The 18,012-nt window shown below is 71.9% G+C and carries 15 protein-coding genes; 3 read left to right on the top strand and 12 right to left on the bottom strand.

Annotation, left to right across the window (positions count from 1 at the left end):
- Positions 1 to 108 precede the first annotated feature (108 nt).
- From ACFYXC_RS18185 to bldG, 3 genes are all read right to left on the bottom strand, one after another.
- Entirely contained in the window at positions 109 to 2,514 is a 2,406-nt protein-coding gene (locus tag ACFYXC_RS18185) for a sodium-translocating pyrophosphatase (protein WP_389552551.1), read from the bottom strand.
- Between the two features lie 1,184 nt (positions 2,515 to 3,698).
- On the bottom strand, positions 3,699 to 4,139 hold the full coding sequence (locus tag ACFYXC_RS18180; RefSeq protein ID WP_389552548.1) for an ATP-binding protein: 441 nt from the start codon (positions 4,137 to 4,139) through the stop codon (positions 3,699 to 3,701).
- Between the two features lie 150 nt (positions 4,140 to 4,289).
- Positions 4,290 to 4,631 (bottom strand): anti-sigma factor antagonist BldG, encoded by a 342-nt coding sequence (bldG, locus tag ACFYXC_RS18175; RefSeq protein ID WP_003975386.1) that lies wholly within the window; start codon positions 4,629 to 4,631, stop codon positions 4,290 to 4,292.
- An 80-nt stretch (positions 4,632 to 4,711) separates the two neighbouring features.
- On the opposite strand from bldG, the gene ACFYXC_RS18170 reads away from it, so the two are divergent.
- A complete protein-coding gene (locus tag ACFYXC_RS18170) occupies positions 4,712 to 7,321 on the top strand; it encodes a DEAD/DEAH box helicase (protein ID WP_389552545.1) in 2,610 nt (869 codons plus the stop codon).
- On the opposite strand, the gene ACFYXC_RS18165 is transcribed toward ACFYXC_RS18170, so the two are convergent.
- The 7 genes from ACFYXC_RS18165 to ssd form a co-directional block, all read right to left on the bottom strand.
- Positions 7,318 to 7,749: an Rv3654c family TadE-like protein gene (locus tag ACFYXC_RS18165; RefSeq protein WP_389552542.1), complete on the bottom strand. Its 432-nt coding sequence runs from the start codon at positions 7,747 to 7,749 to the stop codon at positions 7,318 to 7,320. The two genes, ACFYXC_RS18170 and ACFYXC_RS18165, sit on opposite strands and share 4 nt — an antisense overlap.
- 35 nt (positions 7,750 to 7,784) lie before the next feature.
- Entirely contained in the window at positions 7,785 to 8,135 is a 351-nt protein-coding gene (locus ACFYXC_RS18160) for a TadE family type IV pilus minor pilin (protein WP_388912187.1), read from the bottom strand.
- 79 nt (positions 8,136 to 8,214) lie between these two features.
- Positions 8,215 to 8,466 carry a DUF4244 domain-containing protein gene (locus tag ACFYXC_RS18155; protein ID WP_388911785.1) on the bottom strand — a complete coding sequence of 84 codons (252 nt, stop codon included), beginning with the start codon at positions 8,464 to 8,466 and terminating at the stop codon, positions 8,215 to 8,217.
- A 73-nt stretch (positions 8,467 to 8,539) separates the two neighbouring features.
- Positions 8,540 to 9,343 (bottom strand): type II secretion system F family protein, encoded by an 804-nt coding sequence (locus ACFYXC_RS18150; RefSeq protein ID WP_389552537.1) that lies wholly within the window; start codon positions 9,341 to 9,343, stop codon positions 8,540 to 8,542.
- The gene (locus tag ACFYXC_RS18145; protein ID WP_389552850.1) at positions 9,340 to 10,182 is read right to left on the bottom strand and encodes a type II secretion system F family protein; all 843 of its coding nucleotides are present in this window, start codon (positions 10,180 to 10,182) and stop codon (positions 9,340 to 9,342) included. Before ACFYXC_RS18145 ends, ACFYXC_RS18150 begins: the two co-directional genes overlap by 4 nt.
- A gap of 32 nt (positions 10,183 to 10,214) precedes the next feature.
- The gene (locus ACFYXC_RS18140) at positions 10,215 to 11,507 is read right to left on the bottom strand and encodes a TadA family conjugal transfer-associated ATPase (protein ID WP_389552846.1); all 1,293 of its coding nucleotides are present in this window, start codon (positions 11,505 to 11,507) and stop codon (positions 10,215 to 10,217) included.
- 197 nt (positions 11,508 to 11,704) lie between these two features.
- Positions 11,705 to 12,808 carry a septum site-determining protein Ssd gene (gene ssd / locus ACFYXC_RS18135; protein ID WP_389552534.1) on the bottom strand — a complete coding sequence of 368 codons (1,104 nt, stop codon included), beginning with the start codon at positions 12,806 to 12,808 and terminating at the stop codon, positions 11,705 to 11,707.
- A 574-nt stretch (positions 12,809 to 13,382) separates the two neighbouring features.
- Here ssd and ACFYXC_RS18130 point away from each other — a divergent pair.
- Positions 13,383 to 14,207 carry an HAD family hydrolase gene (locus ACFYXC_RS18130; RefSeq protein WP_388911877.1) on the top strand — a complete coding sequence of 275 codons (825 nt, stop codon included), beginning with the start codon at positions 13,383 to 13,385 and terminating at the stop codon, positions 14,205 to 14,207.
- Between the two features lie 442 nt (positions 14,208 to 14,649).
- Here ACFYXC_RS18130 and ACFYXC_RS18125 read toward each other — a convergent pair whose 3' ends face one another.
- On the bottom strand, positions 14,650 to 15,501 hold the full coding sequence (locus ACFYXC_RS18125; RefSeq protein ID WP_389552531.1) for an oxidoreductase: 852 nt from the start codon (positions 15,499 to 15,501) through the stop codon (positions 14,650 to 14,652).
- Between the two features lie 95 nt (positions 15,502 to 15,596).
- Here ACFYXC_RS18125 and ACFYXC_RS18120 point away from each other — a divergent pair, with 95 nt between their 5' ends.
- Entirely contained in the window at positions 15,597 to 16,583 is a 987-nt protein-coding gene (locus tag ACFYXC_RS18120; protein WP_389552529.1) for an ATP-binding protein, read from the top strand.
- 59 nt (positions 16,584 to 16,642) lie between these two features.
- Here the strand turns inward: ACFYXC_RS18120 and ACFYXC_RS18115 are convergent, their stop codons facing one another.
- Positions 16,643 to 17,944: a hypothetical protein gene (locus tag ACFYXC_RS18115; protein ID WP_388911886.1), complete on the bottom strand. Its 1,302-nt coding sequence runs from the start codon at positions 17,942 to 17,944 to the stop codon at positions 16,643 to 16,645.
- Positions 17,945 to 18,012 lie beyond the last annotated feature (68 nt).

Raw genomic sequence — 18,012 nt, 5'->3', positions numbered from 1 at the left:
TAAGGCTCACGAACAGGGCGTACACACAGGAGAGCGGGCGGACGGCGCGTCAGTACGCGCCGTCCGCCCGCCCGTTGCACAGGACCTGGTCGGGCGAGTGCCCGGGGGTTAGGAAACCACCGCCGGGTTCGTCGGCTTGGCCACCCGTTCGGAGTTGCCCTCGTCACCGACGGCGATACCGCGCCGCTTGGACACGTACACCGCGCCCACGATGACGGCGAGCGAGACCGTCGCGATGAGGATGCGCATGCCCACGCTCTTGTCCTCGCCGTAGCTGAATTTGACCACTGCGGGCGCGATGAGCAGCGCCACCAGGTTCATCACCTTCAGGAGGGGGTTGATCGCGGGTCCCGCGGTGTCCTTGAAGGGGTCGCCGATCGTGTCGCCGATCACCGTCGCGGCGTGGGCCTCACTGCCCTTGCCGCCGTGGTGACCGTCCTCGACGAGTTTCTTGGCGTTGTCCCACGCTCCTCCGGAGTTGGCGAGGAAGACCGCCATCAGCGTGCCGGTGCCGATGGCGCCCGCGAGGAAGGCGCCGAGCGCGCCGACCCCGAGCGTGAACCCGATCGCGATCGGCGTCAGTACGGCGAGCAGACCCGGCGTGGTCAGCTCGCGAAGCGCGTCCTTGGTGCAGATGTCGACGACGCGCCCGTACTCCGGCTTCTCGGTGTAGTCCATGATCCCGGGGCGCTCGCGGAACTGCCGCCGCACCTCGTAGACCACGGCCCCGGCGGACCGCGACACCGCGTTGATCGCCAGCCCCGAGAAGAGGAAGACGACCGCGGCGCCGGCGATGAGCCCGACCAGGTTGTTGGGCTGCGAGATGTCCATCATCAGGTTCATCGGGGCGTCCGGGCCCGAGACCTTCTCCCCCACGTCGTTCGCGGCCGTGAGGATGGCGTCGCGGTACGAGCCGAAGAGCGCCGCCGCCGCCAGTACCGCGGTGGCGATGGCGATGCCCTTGGTGATGGCCTTCGTGGTGTTGCCCACGGCGTCCAGGTCGGTGAGCACCTGCGCGCCGGCGCCCTCGACGTCACCGGACATCTCGGCGATGCCCTGTGCGTTGTCGGAGACCGGTCCGAAGGTGTCCATGGCGACGATGACGCCGACCGTGGTGAGCAGACCGGTTCCGGCGAGGGCCACCGCGAACAGGGCCAGCATGATCGACGTACCGCCGAGCAGGAAGGCCCCGTAGACGCCGAGGCCGATCAGCAGGGCGGTGTAGACGGCCGATTCCAGACCGATCGAGATACCGGCGAGGACGACGGTGGCCGGGCCGGTGAGCGAGGTCTTGCCGATGTCGCGGACGGGGCGGCGGGTGGTCTCGGTGAAGTAGCCGGTCAGCTGCTGGATCAGCGCGGCCAGCACGATGCCGATGGCGACGGCGAGGAGCGCGAGGATCCGCGGGTCGCCGGACTTGGCGAGGATGGCCTCGTCCGTGACGCCGTCCAGACCCGCGTACGTGGACGGCAGGTAGGCGTAGACGGCCACGGCGACCAGCGCCAGCGAGATCACCGCGGAGATGAAGAAGCCGCGGTTGATGGCGCTCATCCCGCTGCGGTCCGCACGGCGCGGAGCGACCGCGAAGATGCCGATCATCGCGGTGATCACACCGATCGCGGGCACGATCAGCGGGAAGGCGAGCCCGGCGTCGCCGAACGCCGCCTTGCCGAGGATCAGCGCGGCGACGAGCGTGACGGCGTACGACTCGAACAGGTCGGCGGCCATGCCGGCGCAGTCGCCGACGTTGTCGCCGACGTTGTCGGCGATGGTCGCGGCGTTGCGCGGGTCGTCCTCCGGGATGCCCTTCTCGACCTTGCCGACCAGGTCGGCGCCGACGTCGGCCGCCTTGGTGAAGATGCCGCCGCCGACACGCATGAACATGGCGATCAGTGCGGCGCCGAGACCGAAGCCCTCCAGGACCTTCGGCGCGTCGGCCGCGTACACCAGCACCACACAGGAGGCGCCCAGCAGACCGAGCCCCACCGTGAACATGCCGACGACGCCGCCCGTGCGGAAAGCGATCTTCATGGCTTTGTGCGAGACGGCGGTGAGATCCTTTTCGGGCTCACCTTCCGCCGGGGTCGCTTCCCGTGCCGCGGCGGCCACACGGACATTGCTGCGTACGGCGAGCCACATGCCGATGTATCCGGTGGTCGCCGAGAACGCCGCGCCGATCAAGAAGAAGACCGATCGGCCGGCACGCTGATTCCAGTCGTCCGCGGGCAACAGCATGAGCAGGAAGAACACCACGACGGCGAATACCCCGAGGGTACGCATCTGCCGCCCCAGGTAGGCATTCGCGCCCTCCTGGATCGCGACCGCGATCTTCTTCATGCTGTCGGTGCCCTCGCCGGCCGCGAGTACCTGGCGGACCAGGACACCGGCGACGGCAAGCGCCGCAAGGGCGACAACCGCGATGATCACTACGATGAGGCGATTGTCGTCCGTCAGTACCGCGGCTGCGAGGGTAGTGGGCTGGTCAAACTGATGAGGGGTAGAAAGCCCCGCCATTCGTCCTCCTTGACGCTTGGACCGAGCTCAAGATGTGGACGGATTGTAGGTACCGGAACCTGATCAAAACAGTGTGCGGTAAGTGGAATTGGCCTTCACATGCCCTTCAGCAAATGATCCGCGCATCAGCACGCAACCCGAAAGCGGTAATGCCTCAAAAGCATTGACGCCTGGTCCATTGCCGTGCGGCCCGGCGTAAAGCTGATCGTATTGCTGATCGCCATCCTGATCGTGATTTCCTTCACGAAATAGGCGTGGCTTGATCCGAAGCGGGTTCGGAGCCGCTGGGCGGCTCCTGGGGCGGTCCGGTGGGTGACCCGGCCCGCCCCCGGCCCACGGGCAAGCGGCGACCGTCGGGGCGCTTGCGGAGCCCCTCGGGGCGGGCTCGGGAGCGGCCTGGCGCTGGGCTCGTCAGCGGCATGGCGCAGGGCTCGACAGAGGGCAAGGCGAGGCGGGAGGGCAGGCTGTGCCCGAGCGGCGCGGGGAGGGCGATGACGCGGCAGCGAGGCCGACCCCGGGGGAGGGCGGTCATACAGCAAGGGAGGTCGGCCCAGCGGAGGGCGGTCACACGGCAGGGAGGCCGGCCGGGGGGCGGCGGGACGCCGGGCGGTGGCTCCGCCGTGAGGTACAGGCCCGGCGGTGGTGCGCGGCGGGACCAGGCGGAGGGCTCCCGCAGGAAGGGGGGCGTGGCGGCTTGGCGCCCGGGGGGGGCGGCGGCCCGGCGCGGAGAGCACGTGACGGCCTGGCGCGGGCAGCATGTGGCGGCCCGGCGCGAAGGGCACGTGACGACCCGGCGCGGGGAGTGCGTGACGGACCGGCGTGGCCAGCGTGTGGCAGCCCAGTGCGGAGAGCACGTGACGGCCCCGGCACGGAAAACACGTCCCAGCCCGGCGCGGGAAGCGCTTGGCGGCCTGGCGTGGGAAGCGCTTGGCGGCCCGGTCGCGAGGAGTGCGTGGCGGACCGGGGCGGGAAGCGCTTGGCGGACTGGCGCGGGCAGCATGTCGCGGCCCGGTCGCGGGGAGCGCGTGACGGCCCGGTCGCAGGCAGTGGTGGTCGGGAGGGCGCCCGGGCGATGGGGCCACGGGCGGGCCGCGCGAAGCGCGAGGGCGGTCAGGGGAGACGTGCCAAAGGGCCCTGGTGAGCAGGGCCCTTTCGCACAGGTTCAGGCAGTACCAGGGGGTGGATCAGGGGACGAGCGCGGCCGGCGGCGTGGTCGGCCAGCTCATCCTGATCAGTCCGCCGTTCTCACCGGCGGTCACTTCCACGTCGTCGACGAGGCCGCTGATGACCGCGAGGCCCATCTCGTCCTCCTCGGTCTCGGCGTCCACACCGTCGGCTCCGCCGTGGGCGCCCGGATTGTCACCGGGAACCGTGTGCGGCGCCTCGTCACCGACCTCGATGGAGAACAGCTTCTCCTCCTCGATCAGCGAGACCCGCACGGGCGCCGAGATTCCGGCGCTCTGGTGCAGGCCGACGGCCCGGGTGCAGGCTTCGCCGACTGCGAGCCTGACCTCGTCGAGGACGGCCTCGTCCACTCCGGCCCTGCGCGCCACCGCTGCCGCCACCAGTCGGGCGGTCCTGACGTGCTCGGGCAGCGCGCTGAAGCGGAGTTCAACGGTGGCCATGCATCCCCCTCGGAACTACGGGCGTGCGGTCGGGGGGTCGGGTCGCCGAGACCTGACCCCCCTCCATTGACTTCTGCCGCCCGGGCGAGGCCCGGGATCCGGCTGTCGGCGACTGACCGGCCAGTCAGGGACGGGCCGGACGACAGCCGATCAGTCGGTGGCCGCCACCGCTTCCTCGACCGAGGTGTGGATCGGGAACACCTTGGTGAGGCCGGTGATGCGGAAGATCTTCAGAATGCGCTCCTGGTTGCAGACCAGCCGGAGCGAGCCCTCGTGGGCACGCACCCTCTTCAGGCCACCCACCAGCACGCCGAGACCGGTGGAGTCGAGGAAGTCCACGCCCTCCATGTCGACGACCAGGTGGAAACTGCCGTCGTTCACCAGCTCGACCAGCTGTTCGCGCAACTTGGGCGCGGTATATACATCGATTTCGCCACCGACCTCGACGACCGTACGATCGCCGACGGTACGGGTCGACAGGGACAGGTCCACGGATCCTCCAGCACCTTGCTATCGAGCGGTCATCCCAAGGGACACCTCGGCGGAGCCCCCGGGACGGTTCGCCAGCCGCGATGGCATTCAATCACTTACCGGCAGGCGTGCACGACGCCTTGGGTCCATTGTCCGTCACGCCAGTGACACACTCGATGCCGATGGCCAATAATCTCCGACCCGTTCGAACCTCGACGGACACCGCTTCCCGCCCCTCGCCGGGCGAGATCCTGGACCGGCTCACCTCCGGGCCGAGCCGGGCTTCGCGCATCACTCATACGGAGCACTTGCCCCCACGTGCGGGTCGCCATGCCGTGTGGCCCGACCGGATCCGCCCGGAGGTCATCGCGGCGGTCCAGTCCGCCGGCATCGAACACCCCTGGGCCCACCAGGCACTCGCCGCCGAGCACGCCCTGGACGGCGAATCGGTGATCGTCTCGACGGGCACGGCCTCGGGGAAGTCCCTGGCGTACCTCGTCCCGGTCCTGTCGACCCTTCTCGACGGTTCCGAGGCGCCGAACGGACGCGGCGCGACCGCCCTGTACCTCGCCCCGACCAAGGCGCTCGCCGCAGATCAGCGCCGATCCGTGAAGAAACTTTCACAACCACTGGGCCACGCCGTGCGCTCCGCGGTCTACGACGGGGACACCCCCGTCGAGGAACGCGAGTGGGTACGCCAGTACGCCAACTACGTCCTCACCAACCCCGACATGCTGCACCGCGGGATACTTCCCTCCCACCCCCGGTGGGCCTCCTTCCTGCGCGCCCTGCGCTATGTCGTCATCGACGAGTCCCACACCTACCGGGGCGTCTTCGGGTCACACGTCGCCCAGGTGCTCCGCCGGCTGCGCCGCCTGTGCGCCCGCTACGGCTCCTCCCCCGTCTTCCTCATGGCCTCCGCGACCGCCGCCGAGCCGTCGATCGCCGCCTCCCGCCTCACCGGTGTGCCCGTGGTGGAGGTCGCCGACGACGCCTCCCCGCGCGGAGAACTGGTGTTCGCCCTCTGGGAACCGCCCCTCACCGACCTGCACGGCGAGAAGGGCGCCCCCGTCCGCCGTACCGCCACCGCCGAGACCGCCGACCTCCTCACCGACCTGACCGTGCAGGGTGTCCGCTCGGTCGCTTTCGTACGGTCCCGCCGCGGGGCCGAGCTGATCTCGGTGATCGCCCAGGAACGGCTCTCCGAGGTCGACCGCTCCCTCGCCCGGCGCGTGGCCGCCTACCGCGGCGGCTACCTCCCCGAGGAACGCCGCGCCCTCGAAGGCGCCCTCCACTCCGGGGAACTCCTCGGCCTCGCCGCCACCACCGCCCTGGAACTCGGCATCGACGTCTCCGGCCTGGACGCCGTCGTCATCGCCGGCTACCCGGGCACCCGCGCTTCCCTGTGGCAGCAGGCCGGCCGCGCGGGCCGCGCCGGGCAGGGCGCGCTCGCGGTGCTGGTCGCCCGCGACGATCCGCTGGACACCTTCCTCGTCCACCACCCGGAAGCCCTGTTCGACCAGCCGGTGGAGTCCACCGTCCTCGATCCGGACAACCCGTACGTCCTGGCGCCCCACCTGTGCGCCGCCGCGTCCGAGCTTCCCCTCACCGAGGACGACTTCGCCCTCTTCGGTCCGGCCACGGCCGAGTTGATGCCGCAGCTGGAGGCCGCGAAACTGCTGCGCCGCCGTACGAAGGCGTGGCACTGGACGCGCCGCGAGCGCGCCGCCGACCTGACCGACATCCGCGGCGGCGGCGGAAATCCGGTGCAGATCGTGGAGGCCGGCTCCGGACGGCTGCTGGGCACGGTCGACGCCGGGGCCGCGCACACCACCGTCCACGAAGGCGCCGTCCACCTCCACCAGGGCCGCACGTACCTGGTCAAGGATCTCCACCTGGACGACTCGGTCGCCCTGGTCGAGGAGGCCAACCCGCCGTACTCGACGGTCGCCCGCGACACCACGGCCATCTCCGTCCTGGAGACGGACGTCGAGATCCCCTGGGGCGACGGCCGGCTCTGCTACGGCTCCGTCGAAGTCACCAATCAGGTCGTCTCCTTCCTGCGTCGTCGTCTCATCACCGGCGAGGTGCTCGGTGAGACCAAGCTCGACCTGCCTCCCCGCACGCTCCGCACCCGCGCCGTGTGGTGGACGGTCACCGAGGACCAGCTCGACGCCGCCCGGGTGAATCCCGAGATCCTCGGCGGGGCCCTGCACGCCGCCGAACACGCCTCGATCGGCATGCTGCCGCTCTTCGCCACCTGTGACCGCTGGGACATCGGCGGCGTCTCCGTCCCCCTGCACCCGGACACCCTCCTGCCCACCGTCTTCGTGTACGACGGCCACCCCGGCGGCGCGGGCTTCGCCGAGCGCGCCTTCCACACCGCCCGCGAGTGGCTCACCGCCACCCGCCAGGCCATCGCCTCCTGCGAGTGCGACGCCGGCTGCCCGTCCTGCATCCAGTCCCCCAAGTGCGGCAACGGCAACGAGCCGCTGCACAAGCGGGGAGCGGTCCGACTGCTGACGGTCCTCTTGCAAGGAGCACCGGAACTCCCGGACGTACCGGATGCGCTGGATACGCAGAATGCGCCAGATGTACCGAAGAGACCAGACGCATCGAGCGAACCCGTCGGACCAGACAGACCCGTCAAGCCCGTCGGACCCGTCGAGCCCAACGAGTCCGTCGGGCCCGTCGAGCCCGTCGAGGGTTAGGACCGGTCAGGGGTCGGCGGCGGGCGGGGCCCGAGGTCCAACCCGGGTGCCACAGGCCCGGCCGGTCCCGCCCGTGACCGCACCTCGGCCGTCAGCGGCCCCCGGCCCGCCGCGACCGTGACGTCCGAGACATCACCGCTGACGGCACACCGCACGACTCTGGTGCCCTGGGCCCGTGCCACCTGATCCGCCCGGCCGCACGCCTCCGTCCCCCCGTCCATCCAGTGGTCGGCCGCCGCGAGAGCCGCCAAGTCGGCCGCGCCGCCCGCGCGGTGACGGACCACCACCGCCTGCCCCATCACCAGCACGGCGCCGAAGACCACACACAGCACCGCCAGCGCGCCGACGGTCCAGATGGTCGCCGACCCCCGGTCCGGAGCCGCCTCGGGCGCACAGAGCCGCCTGCGCGCCCGAATACCGCCCCTCACCGCCCCGGCCACCCTCCTCACTGTCCCCGTCGCTCTCACCCGGCCGCCCCCACCGTCTCCTCCGCCAGCGCGGCGGCCTCCTGCGCGAGGTCGAGTGCCAACGCGTCCGGTCCCGGTGTGTCGGCCTCGACCCGCACGTGCACCAGGTCGCCCTCGCGCCGCACGGAGACACGGGCGCCGCTCGGCGCCGCCTGCCGGGCGGTCTCCAGCACCGTGCCCGGCGGTTCCTGGCGGGCCGCCGCGCGAGCGCCAGCCCGGGCCGCGTCCACGCACTGGATCAACGCGGCCGCCGCCAGCAAGGCCCAGACCAGCGCCATCGTGAACGCGACCAGCACCGGCAGCACGACAGCCGCCTCGGCCGTCACGAAGCCACGGTCCCCGGCCACCGAGGGCGGAGCCGGAACCCCGCCCCGCCGGTGGCCGAGGCCGGTGGCCGCCGCGGCCACCGGCCCCGTCACCCCTGCCTCAGAACTCCCCACTGAGCGCCCGCCCCACGATGTCCTGCAGCGCCCCGCGCACCTGCCCGCTGGTCAGCACCTCGTAGAGCAGCGCGGCGAACCCCACCGCCGCGATCAGCCCCATCGCGTACTCGGAGGTGACCATTCCGCCGTCCCTGCGCGCCACCCGGGCCCAACCGGCCCTGATCCGGCCGACCCCGGCGCTGCCCGCCAGGACCGACGCCCGCACCCGCGCTCGTACCCACACTGCCCTGCCCATGTGAACCCCCGTACAGCTCTGTTCCGTTGACTTCGCTCACTCGTCGTCCAGCCCGTCACATCCGGTCAGCCCGTCATCCGTCGCCCCCTCCCAGCACCCCGCCCGCGAGCCCGAGCACCACCGGCAGTACGCCGATGGCGATGAACGCGGGCAGGAAGCACAGTCCGACGGGCGCGGTGATCAGAACGCCCGCCCGTCGCGCACGGGCCGTGGCGGCACGCTGCCGTTCCGCGCGGGCCTCGGAGGCCAGGCGGGCGACCGGTACCGCCGCGGGTACGCCCGACTCGCCGGCCCGCTCCAGCAGCCGGGCCAGCGCCGCCGCCCCGGGCAGCGCGGCCAGTCCTCGCCACGCCTCCGCCGGTTCACCGCCGAGCCGCACCTCGGCGGCCCCGCGCGCCAGCCGCTGCCCCACGGGCCCGTCCAGGGCCTCCCCCACCGCCCGGGCGGCCAGGACCGGGCCGGCACCCGCCGCGATGCAGGCGGCCAGCAGGTCGGCGGCAAGGGGCAGTTGACGCGCGGCCCGCGCCGAGTCGAACTCCTCCACCGGCACCGGCCTGCGCTGCCACCGCCACAACCCGAACGCCGCCACGAGTCCCACCACGACACCGGTCGCCCCGCCGACGAACACCCAGCAGGCGCTCAGGGCACCGACGGCAGGCAGCCATCGCCGCACGGCGACGCGCGTCCGGGGACGCCACCCGGACGAAACCTGCTCGACGACCGGTCCCCGCTGCTCGGTCAGCAGCACCAGCAGCGCCTCCAACCGCCTGCGCACCCTTCGTTCCCGCCGCGCCGCGCCCACGGCCCGGACCAGCGCCCAGACCACCGTCGTCACGCACACCGCCGCCCCCAACCTGTGGACAACCTCCGTGCTCATCCCGCCTCCGCTCCCCGTACGATCCGCAGCGCCCACCACAGGCCGACGCCCTCCAGAACCCCGCCGACCAGCAGACAGCCGAGGCCCGCCCCGGTGTGCAGTACGACATGCAGCGGGTCGGCGCCCAGCGCGGTGCCCAGGAGCAGTCCGAGCACCGGCAACCCCGCGAGCATCACGGCCGTCGACCTCGCGCCCGCCAACTGGGCGCGCAGATCCGCACGTTGGTCCCGCTCGGCCCGCAACGCCCCCTCCAGCCGGTCGAGCCCCGCCGCGAGCCCGGCACCGCGGTCCACGGCGACACGCCAGCACGCGGCGAGCCCCAGCAATCCCTCGGCCCCGGGACGGCGTGCCGCTTCGGTGAGCGCGCCCGGCACATCCCCACCGAACCGGGCCGCCGCCAGGACCACCGCCTGTGCCGCCCCGAGTCCTCCCGAGTCCCGGGCGGCGCCCAGCAGCGCCTCGCCCGGCTGCCGCCCGGCCCGGACCTCCCCCGCGAGCGCCCCACACAGCGCGATCACCGCGGTGGCCCGCTCCTCGCCGGCCCGGCGTGCCGCACCGGCACGGCGGGCGCGCCGCACCAGCGGGACACCCAGTGCCCCCAGAACCACCGGCACCACGGACGCTCCCAGCAGACCGACCACCGCACCGGCGATCAGTGCCCACCATTCGCCTCGCGTCCCATGCAACCGCCGTAGCCGCTCCCCCGTCCGTACCGCCCGCTGCCACGGCGGCGGCCCGATTCCTGCCGGGCCGCCGCCCGCACACACCAGCCGCACCCGCCGCCGCGCTCCCGATCCCGGCCCGCCCATCAGCCAGGCAGCCGCCCCGGCGCACGTCATCGCCGCCCCCACCGACACCTCGGCGATCCCCGTCACCACGTCTCCCTCCACTCACCCAGATCACGCGCACCACGTACGTCACCCATGTCACTCACGTCACCCGAGGCACCGAGCAGCTCTCGCAGCCGCTGCCACCCGGGCCCGTACGCGAAGGCGTCCGCGCCCCACCGCAGCGCGGGGACCGTCACGACCAGCCCCGCCGGGCCCCGCTCCAGCACATGCACCTCGGCGATCCGCCGCCGCCCGGCCCGGTCCCGAACGAGATGGAGCACGACCGACAGTGCGGCCGCCACCTGGCTGTGCAGCGCCGCCCGGTCAAGTCCCGCGGCCGTGCCGAGGGCCTCCAGCCGGGCCGGCACTCCCGACGCGGCGTTCGCGTGCACGGTCCCGCAGCCGCCCTCGTGTCCCGTGTTCAAAGCGGCCAGCAGAGCGACGACTTCGGGTCCGCGGACCTCGCCGACGACGAGTCGGTCGGGCCGCATGCGCAGCGCCTGGCGGACCAGGTCCTGGAGCGTGACGAGTCCGGCGCCCTCCTGGTTCGGGGGTCTGGACTCCAGCCGCACGACGTGGGGATGGTCGGGGCGCAACTCCGCCGAGTCCTCGGCGAGCACGATCCGCTCGCCCGGTCCGACGAGGCCGAGCAGCGCGCTCAGCAGTGTCGTCTTGCCGCTGCCCGTACCGCCGCTGATGAGGAACGAGAGCCTCGCGTCGAGCAGGGCCCGCAGCAGCCGGTCCCCGCCCGGTGGCACCGTCCCGGCGGCCACCAGCTCGTCGAGCGTGAACGCCCTGGGCCGGACGACCCGCAGTGACAGGCAGGTGGAGCCGACGGCGACCGGTGGCAGCACCGCGTGCAGTCGGGTGCCGTCGGGAAGCCTGGCGTCCACCCAGGGGTGCGCGTCGTCCAGCCGCCGTCCGGCCACGGCCGCGAGGCGCTGGGCCAGGCGCCGTACGGCCGCGGTGTCCGGGAAGGACACGGTCGTCAGCTCCAGGCCACCGCCGCGGTCCACCCACACCCGGTCGGGCGCCGAGACCAGCACGTCGGTCACCGAGGGGTCGTCGAGCAGCGGCTCCAGCGGCCCGCTCCCGACCAGCTCGGACCGCAGCCGCTCGGCCGCACCGAGGACTTCCGCGTCCCCGAGGACCCGCCCTTGTTCCCGCAGCGCCTGCGCCACGCGCGCGGGGGTCGGTTCGCCCCCGCTCTCGGCCAGCCACTGCCGGACCCCGTCCAACAGCCCCGTATCGGCAGGCACATTCGCACCCGGCGGGCCGCCGCCGAGCGCCCCATGGCCAGTGCGCCCACCCGACAGCCGCGCCTGCACAGGCATGGGCATGGGCATGGTACGCCGCAGGCCCCGCTCGGCCACCCGGCCGGTCGGCACGGCCTGCGAGAAGCCTTGCGCAGCCTCGGCCCCACGCAGACCCTGTTCAGCCGCCTCGTCGGCCCCACCGGCCGGCACGGCCTGCGGGACGGCCCAGGCGGGCACGGACACGGGCGCCGGGCCGCGCCGGCCCGTACCCCCGCTCATACGCCCCCTCCGGCGACCGCGGCCCGCTCCCAGAACGCCGAACAGAAGCGTGCGAGCGGTCCGTGGGCGTCACTCCCGGGCGGAGCACCGCGGTCCTGGGCCGCCGACAACCCCGCCTCATGGGGCACCTCGCCCATCAGGGGCAGCCCGAGCAGCCGGGCGACCTCCCGGTCGTCCAGACCTGGTGCGTACGGACCGCGCACCGCGACGCGCAGATCCCGCAGGACCATGCCGACCACGGACGCCACCCGCCCGGCCGCCGCGACGGCGCGCAGCTCGGCGGGGACCACGAGCAACCCCAGGTCCACCTGGGCGAGGACCTGCGCGACGCCTTCGTCGACGCGCCGCGGCAGATCCACGACCACCACGCCACCACGCCGCCTGGCCGCGGCCAGGACCGCCCGGACGGCTTCGGGCGCGATGGTGACGGAGGCGCCACGGTCCCAGCTGAGGACCCGCAGGGCGTGCAGTGAGGGCAGCGACTCCTCCAGGGCCCCGCCGCCGACCCGCCCGTGCGAGGCGGCGAAGGCCGGCCAGCGCAGCCCTTCGACGGCTTCTCCGCCGAGGAGTACGTCGAGTCCGCCGCCCAGGGGATCCGCGTCGACGAGGAGCGTGCGCCTGCCCTGACGCGCCGAGGTGAGTGCGAGCGCGCAGGCGAGCGTGGACGAACCGGCGCCTCCACGGCCGCCGATCACGCCGACGGTGAGGGCGGGCGGCCCGACCCCCTCGGCGACGTCGGCGATCCGGTCGACCAACCATTGTTCGCCATCCGGCAACATCAGCACGTGGTCGGCGCCGATCTCCACAGCCCTCTGCCAGACCCCGGAATCGTCCTGATCCCGCCCAACCAGCACGACACCGCGTCTGCGGGCCGCGCCGCGCACCCGTCGCGCGGCGTCGTCGCCGACGAGCACCAGGGGCGCCGTGTCCCAGCCGCCACCGCGCTCCGGCACCCCGTGGTGGACTTCCGGCCTGGCGCCGGCCGCGGCACACAGCCGCAGCAGGTCGTCCAGCAGATTCACGTCCTCCGTGACGATCAACGGTCCGCCCTGCCGCCCTTCGGCAGCCGACCGCCGGTCGTGTGTGATGGCTCCCGCCACGCTCTCCAGCCCCCTTCGCTGCTTCCCCGCGTGGCCCTTGCGGCCCCGCGAATCCCGCCCAGCGCGAGAGCCTCGAACCGGCTCTCCATATGAACCGCCGATACGAACCGGCCATAGCCTCCGAACAAACGGAACCGGCCATGAACTGTTGCGAGCGGTACGCGCTGGAATCACGGTGCAGCGATCCCGGAAATCATGTGGATCTTGGTCGATAACTGTGGACATCTCGATGACTGTGGATATCGCCTTCACCCAAACCGGTGACCGTTGTACGACTTCCGCACAGCAGCGCGGCAACTACCCAGAGTGACGAATCCTGTGCGGACACAGAGGAACGCCGGACCTCGTACCACGAGGTCCGGCGTTCCTGAGGACGGAAGGGAAAACCCATCCGGACATGCGACGACCCCCGCCGGGGGGGAGAGCGGGGGTCGTCCCCACGGTTTGACTCGGGGGGGGGGAGGAGCCAAACCGGGTTGGCACGGTCGCGAACGATCCGTGACTTCCATGGTGTACCCGAGAGCTCTCTCAGGCAAACCCACACGCCCCACACTAGCCCGAATGGCGGGCGCATATGCTCAACCCCGTGGAAAACCACTCCTTGCCTCGTACAGCGGCCTTCTTTGACCTGGACAAGACGGTCATTGCTAAGTCGAGCACGCTCACCTTCAGCAAGTCGTTCTACCAAGGCGGCCTGATCAACCGGCGGGCGGTGTTGCGTACCGCATATGCCCAGTTCGTCTTCCTCGCGGGCGGTGCCGACCACGACCAGATGGAGCGGATGCGCGAGTACCTGTCCGCGCTGTGCCGCGGCTGGAACGTCCGGCAGGTGAAGGAGATCGTCGCCGAGACCCTGCACGACCTGATCGACCCGATCATCTACGACGAGGCCGCGTCCCTCATCGAGGAGCACCACATCGCCGGGCGCGACGTCGTGATCGTCTCCACGTCCGGGGCGGAGGTCGTCGAGCCGATCGGCGAGCTGCTGGGCGCGGACCGGGTGGTGGCGACCCGCATGGTCGTCGGCGACGACGGCTGCTTCACGGGCGAGGTCGAGTACTACGCGTACGGCCCCACGAAGGCCGAGGCCATCAAGGAGCTCGCCGCGTCCGAGGGGTACGACCTCTCACGTTGCTACGCGTACAGCGACTCGGCGACCGACATCCCGATGCTTTCCGCGGTCGGCCACCCCCACGCGGTGAACCCGGACCGCGCGCTGCGCCGCGAGGCCGTCACGCGCGCGTGGCCCATCCTCGACTTCAACCACCCGGTGCGGCTCAAGCAGCGGGTGTCCGCACCACCCCGGCCGGCCATCGTCGCGGCGGCGGCGATAGGAGCGGCTGCGGCCACGGCGGGGCTCGTCTGGTACGCCAGCCGGCGCCGCGCGGTGGTGAGCTGACCGCCCGGACGAGGCGCCTCCCCCGGATCTCCGTCACCCCGTCACTCCTGCCTGCCTCGCCCGCCTCGCACCCGCGAGCGGAACGACCGATTCGCTCAGCTTTCGACCCCCTTGATCGCAAAAGTAAAGAAGTATGGCGAGGGGTTCCGCTTGCCCCCGTCCAGGAGTACAAAGGGATTAACGGCCCGCGAGACCAAGGACATCCGAAAGGAAGACCTTCCAACGCAACCGAGGCCCCACGGACCGAGCACGAACATCGGGCACCCACGCGACGTCGACCCGTCGATTACGGGCCAGCCGCACCAGGCGACGGGCAACAGTTCCCGACCTGATGGGCAACACTCCGAGGACGCTTGGTAACCCGGTGGACGTGCCAGCGGCGGTACGGAATTCCGTACCGCCGCAACCCTGTGCCGGGACCTGCGCCGCCCTGCGAGCGGACCTACGCGGCGCCCCGCTGCAGCGCCTCACAGACGGCCGTCGACTCCCTGGCGCCGAGTTCCGCGGCTCGGCCGCAGTGCGCGATCCAGGCCGCCATCCCCTCCGGGGTCCCGGAGACATAACCGTCGAGAGCGGCGGCGTAGGCCGCCCGGCCCAGCTCCGCGTGACCGACCTCCGGGGGGCAGACCGACTTGGGGTCGAGACCGCTGCCGATGAGGACGATCCGTTCCGCCGCGCGCGCGACGAGGCCGTTGTGGGAGCCGAAGGGGCGCAGCGCGAGGAGTTCGCCGTGCACCACGGCGGCGGTCACCAGGGCGGGCGCCGAGCTGCCCGCGATGACCAGCCGCGCCAGACCGTCGAGCCGGCCCTCGACCTCGGCCGCGTCCGGCAGCGGGAGTTCGATCAGCGGCGGTCCGGCGGCGGCCGCCGCCGGACTCTCCACGACGGATTCCCCGTCCCTGCGCGGGCGTCCGACCGCGTCGCCGTTGTCGGCGGCGGCCACCAGATGCAGCCTCGCCAGCACCCGGAGGGGCGACTGCCGCCAGATGGAGAGGAGCTCGCCCGCCTCCGCGGTCAGCCTGAGGGCCGCGCCGACCACCCTGGCCTCGTCGTCACCGCTGAAGTCGGTCCTGCGACGCACCTCTTCGAGGGCCCAGTCGGCACCGGACAGCGCCGCGGACCCGCGGGAGCCCCGCAGCGCGGCCTCTCCGGTGATCTCGTTGCTGCGGCGCCGCATGATGCGGTGCCCGTAGACCCGGTCCACGGCCCTGCGCACGGACTCGACGGATTCCGCCACGCCGGGCAGCGAGCCCAGCGCCGCGAGGGGGTCGGCGTTCGCACCTGTCGTACTCATGAGTACGACCCTACGCACACCTGACTCGTGCCCCACGAACGAGTGGTCTTCTTCACGCGTGACGGTCCGCAGGCGCCGTTTCGCCGCTACTCTTTATGAACATGAAAACTGCTTTCGTCGGGAAGGGCGGCAGTGGCAAGACCACCCTGTCCTCGCTCTTCGTCCGCCATCTCGCGACCACCGGGTCGCCCGTCGTCGCGGTGGACGCCGACATCAACCAGCATCTGGGCCCCGCTCTCGGCCTCAGCGACGCGCAGGCCCGGAGCCTGCCCGCCATGGGCGACCGCCTGAGCCTCATCAAGGACTACCTGCGCGGCTCCAACCCGCGCGTCACCTCCGCCGAGACGATGATCAAGACCACCCCGCCCGGCGAGGGTTCCCGTCTGCTGCGGGTGCGCGAGGACAACCCGGTGTACGAAGCCTGTGCGCGGCCGGTGGAACTCGACGGCGGCGCCGTCCGTTTGATGGTCACCGGCCCGTTCACCGAGGCCGACCTGGGGGTGGCCTGTTACCACTCCAAGACCGGCGCGGTGGAGCTGTGCCTGAACCACCTCGTCGACGGGCCGGGCGAGTACGTCGTCGTCGACATGACGGCGGGCTCGGACTCCTTCGCGTCCGGCATGTTCACCCGCTTCGACCTCACCTTCCTCGTCGCCGAGCCGACCCGGAAGGGGACCTCCGTCTACCGGCAGTACAAGGAGTACGCGCGCGACTTCGGCGTCCCTCTGAAGGTCATCGGCAACAAGGTGCAGAGCCAGGACGACATCGACTTCCTGCGGGACGAGGTCGGCGACGACCTGTTGCTGACGTTCGGGCACTCGGACTGGGTGCGCGCCATGGAGAAGGGCCGTCCGCCCCGCTTCGACCAGCTGGAGGACGACAACCGCCGCGCCCTCAGCACTCTCCAGGCAGCTGTCGACGCGACCTACGAGAAGCGCGACTGGGAGCGCTACACACGGCAGATGGTCCACTTCCACCTGAAGAACGCACAGTCCTGGGGCAACGAACGGACGGGGGCCGACCTGGCCGCCCAGGTCGACCCCGACTTCGTCCTGCGGGAGCCCGAGACCGCCACGGCGTGAACCCGCGGCGGGAGCACGGCCCGACCGCCGACGGCATCACGGCCTGACCGCCGACGGCGTCAAGGCTTGACCGCCGGCGCGCCCGGCACCCCCTTCGGGGCCGGAGCGGGCCGGCCGGACAGGAACGACGCCCAGCCCTGCTTCGGGGACTTGCCCACCTTCAGCTTCCGGAGTTTGGCGAGGGTCTTCGGGTCCTGGGCGTCGAGCCAGTCGGCAAGCTGCCGGAAGGAGACGCAGCGCACCTCGCGCTTGGTGCAGACGCGCTCGATCGTCTCCTCGACGGCACGCATGTATGTGCCGCCGTTCCAGGACTCGAAGTGGTTGCCGATGATCAAAGGCGCGCGATTCCCCTTGTACGCGCGGGAGAAGCCCTTCAGCAGGCCGTCCCGCATCTGGTCGCCCCAGTACTCGTACTGGTCGGGATCACCCTGGGAGGTCGCGCCCGACTGGTTGACCATGAAGTTGTAGTCCATGGTCAGCGTCTCGAACCCACGGCCAGGGACCGGGACGAGTTGCATCGACAGGTCCCACAGCCCTTTCTTCTTCTTGGGCCAGACCTGGTCGTTGACGCCGCTGGTGTCGTAGCGGAAGCCGAGCTGACGGGCGGCCTTCATGAAGTTCTTCCGCCCCTCCAGGCAGGGCGTGCGCGCGCCGATGAGCTCCTTCTCGTAGTCGAAGGGCAGCGGGGAGCCCTTCGACGTGCCCGTGTTGGTCTTCCAGGACTGCACGAAGGACTTGGCCTGGGCGATCTCGTCCTTCCAGTCCGAGACCGACCACTCCCCCACTCCGCCCTCGTCACCGCAGAAGTGGCCGTTGAAGTGCGTGCCGATCTCGTTGCCCTCGAGCCAGGCGCCGCGCAGCTGCTTCACGGTGGCCCGGACGCCCCGCTTGTCGTTGAAGCCGATGTCGGAGCGGCCGGGCGAGTGCCGCGGCGGCCGGTACAGCTCGCGCTTCCCCTCAGGGAGCATGTACACGCCGCTGAGGAAGTACGTCATGGTCGCCCGGTTGTCCCTGGCCACCTTGCGGAAGTGCGAGAACAGCCGCTGGCTGTCCTCACCCGCGCCGTCCCAGGAGAAGACCACGAACTGCGGCGGCCGCTGGCCCGGCTTCAGCCGCTGGGCCCGTGGCAGCCGGGGCTGCGTCCCTGTGAACGCGGTGGAGCCGTCACCGATCAGCCGGATCGCGTGCTTGGGGGCGGGGGCGCCCACGGCCTCCTTGGCGCCGTGCGCGCTCCCACCCCGAGCGCCCTCGTCCCGAGCGCCCTTCCCGGCGCCCAGCCCCCCGATCCCGCAGCCGGCGAGCGCCGCGGCACCGACAGCGGCCAGGGCAGCACCCGTGGTGATCCTCCGAGTGGCGGCCATGTTCCCCCACCTTCTTCCTTCGATCGGGACAAAACAGACGGCGAGGCCAAGATCGCAGGGCCGCGCGA

The sequence above is a fragment of the Streptomyces sp. NPDC002701 genome (assembly GCF_042889045.1).
GTDB lineage: Bacteria > Actinomycetota > Actinomycetes > Streptomycetales > Streptomycetaceae > Streptomyces.
Note: the sequence above shows the minus strand (reverse complement) of the source record. Positions and strands in the feature narration are given on the sequence as shown.

Coding starts and splice junctions, on each gene's coding strand:
- ACFYXC_RS18185 (WP_389552551.1), bottom strand. CDS start 2,514: ATGGCGGGGCTTTCTACCCCTCATCAGTTTGACCAGCCCACTACCCTC.
- ACFYXC_RS18180 (WP_389552548.1), bottom strand. CDS start 4,139: ATGGCCACCGTTGAACTCCGCTTCAGCGCGCTGCCCGAGCACGTCAGG.
- ACFYXC_RS18170 (WP_389552545.1), top strand. CDS start 4,712: ATGGCATTCAATCACTTACCGGCAGGCGTGCACGACGCCTTGGGTCCA.
- ACFYXC_RS18155 (WP_388911785.1), bottom strand. CDS start 8,466: ATGGGCAGGGCAGTGTGGGTACGAGCGCGGGTGCGGGCGTCGGTCCTG.
- ACFYXC_RS18150 (WP_389552537.1), bottom strand. CDS start 9,343: ATGAGCACGGAGGTTGTCCACAGGTTGGGGGCGGCGGTGTGCGTGACG.
- ACFYXC_RS18145 (WP_389552850.1), bottom strand. CDS start 10,182: ATGACGTGCGCCGGGGCGGCTGCCTGGCTGATGGGCGGGCCGGGATCG.
- ACFYXC_RS18140 (WP_389552846.1), bottom strand. CDS start 11,507: ATGCCTGTGCAGGCGCGGCTGTCGGGTGGGCGCACTGGCCATGGGGCG.
- ACFYXC_RS18130 (WP_388911877.1), top strand. CDS start 13,383: ATGCTCAACCCCGTGGAAAACCACTCCTTGCCTCGTACAGCGGCCTTC.
- ACFYXC_RS18125 (WP_389552531.1), bottom strand. CDS start 15,501: ATGAGTACGACAGGTGCGAACGCCGACCCCCTCGCGGCGCTGGGCTCG.
- ACFYXC_RS18120 (WP_389552529.1), top strand. CDS start 15,597: ATGAACATGAAAACTGCTTTCGTCGGGAAGGGCGGCAGTGGCAAGACC.
- ACFYXC_RS18115 (WP_388911886.1), bottom strand. CDS start 17,944: ATGGCCGCCACTCGGAGGATCACCACGGGTGCTGCCCTGGCCGCTGTC.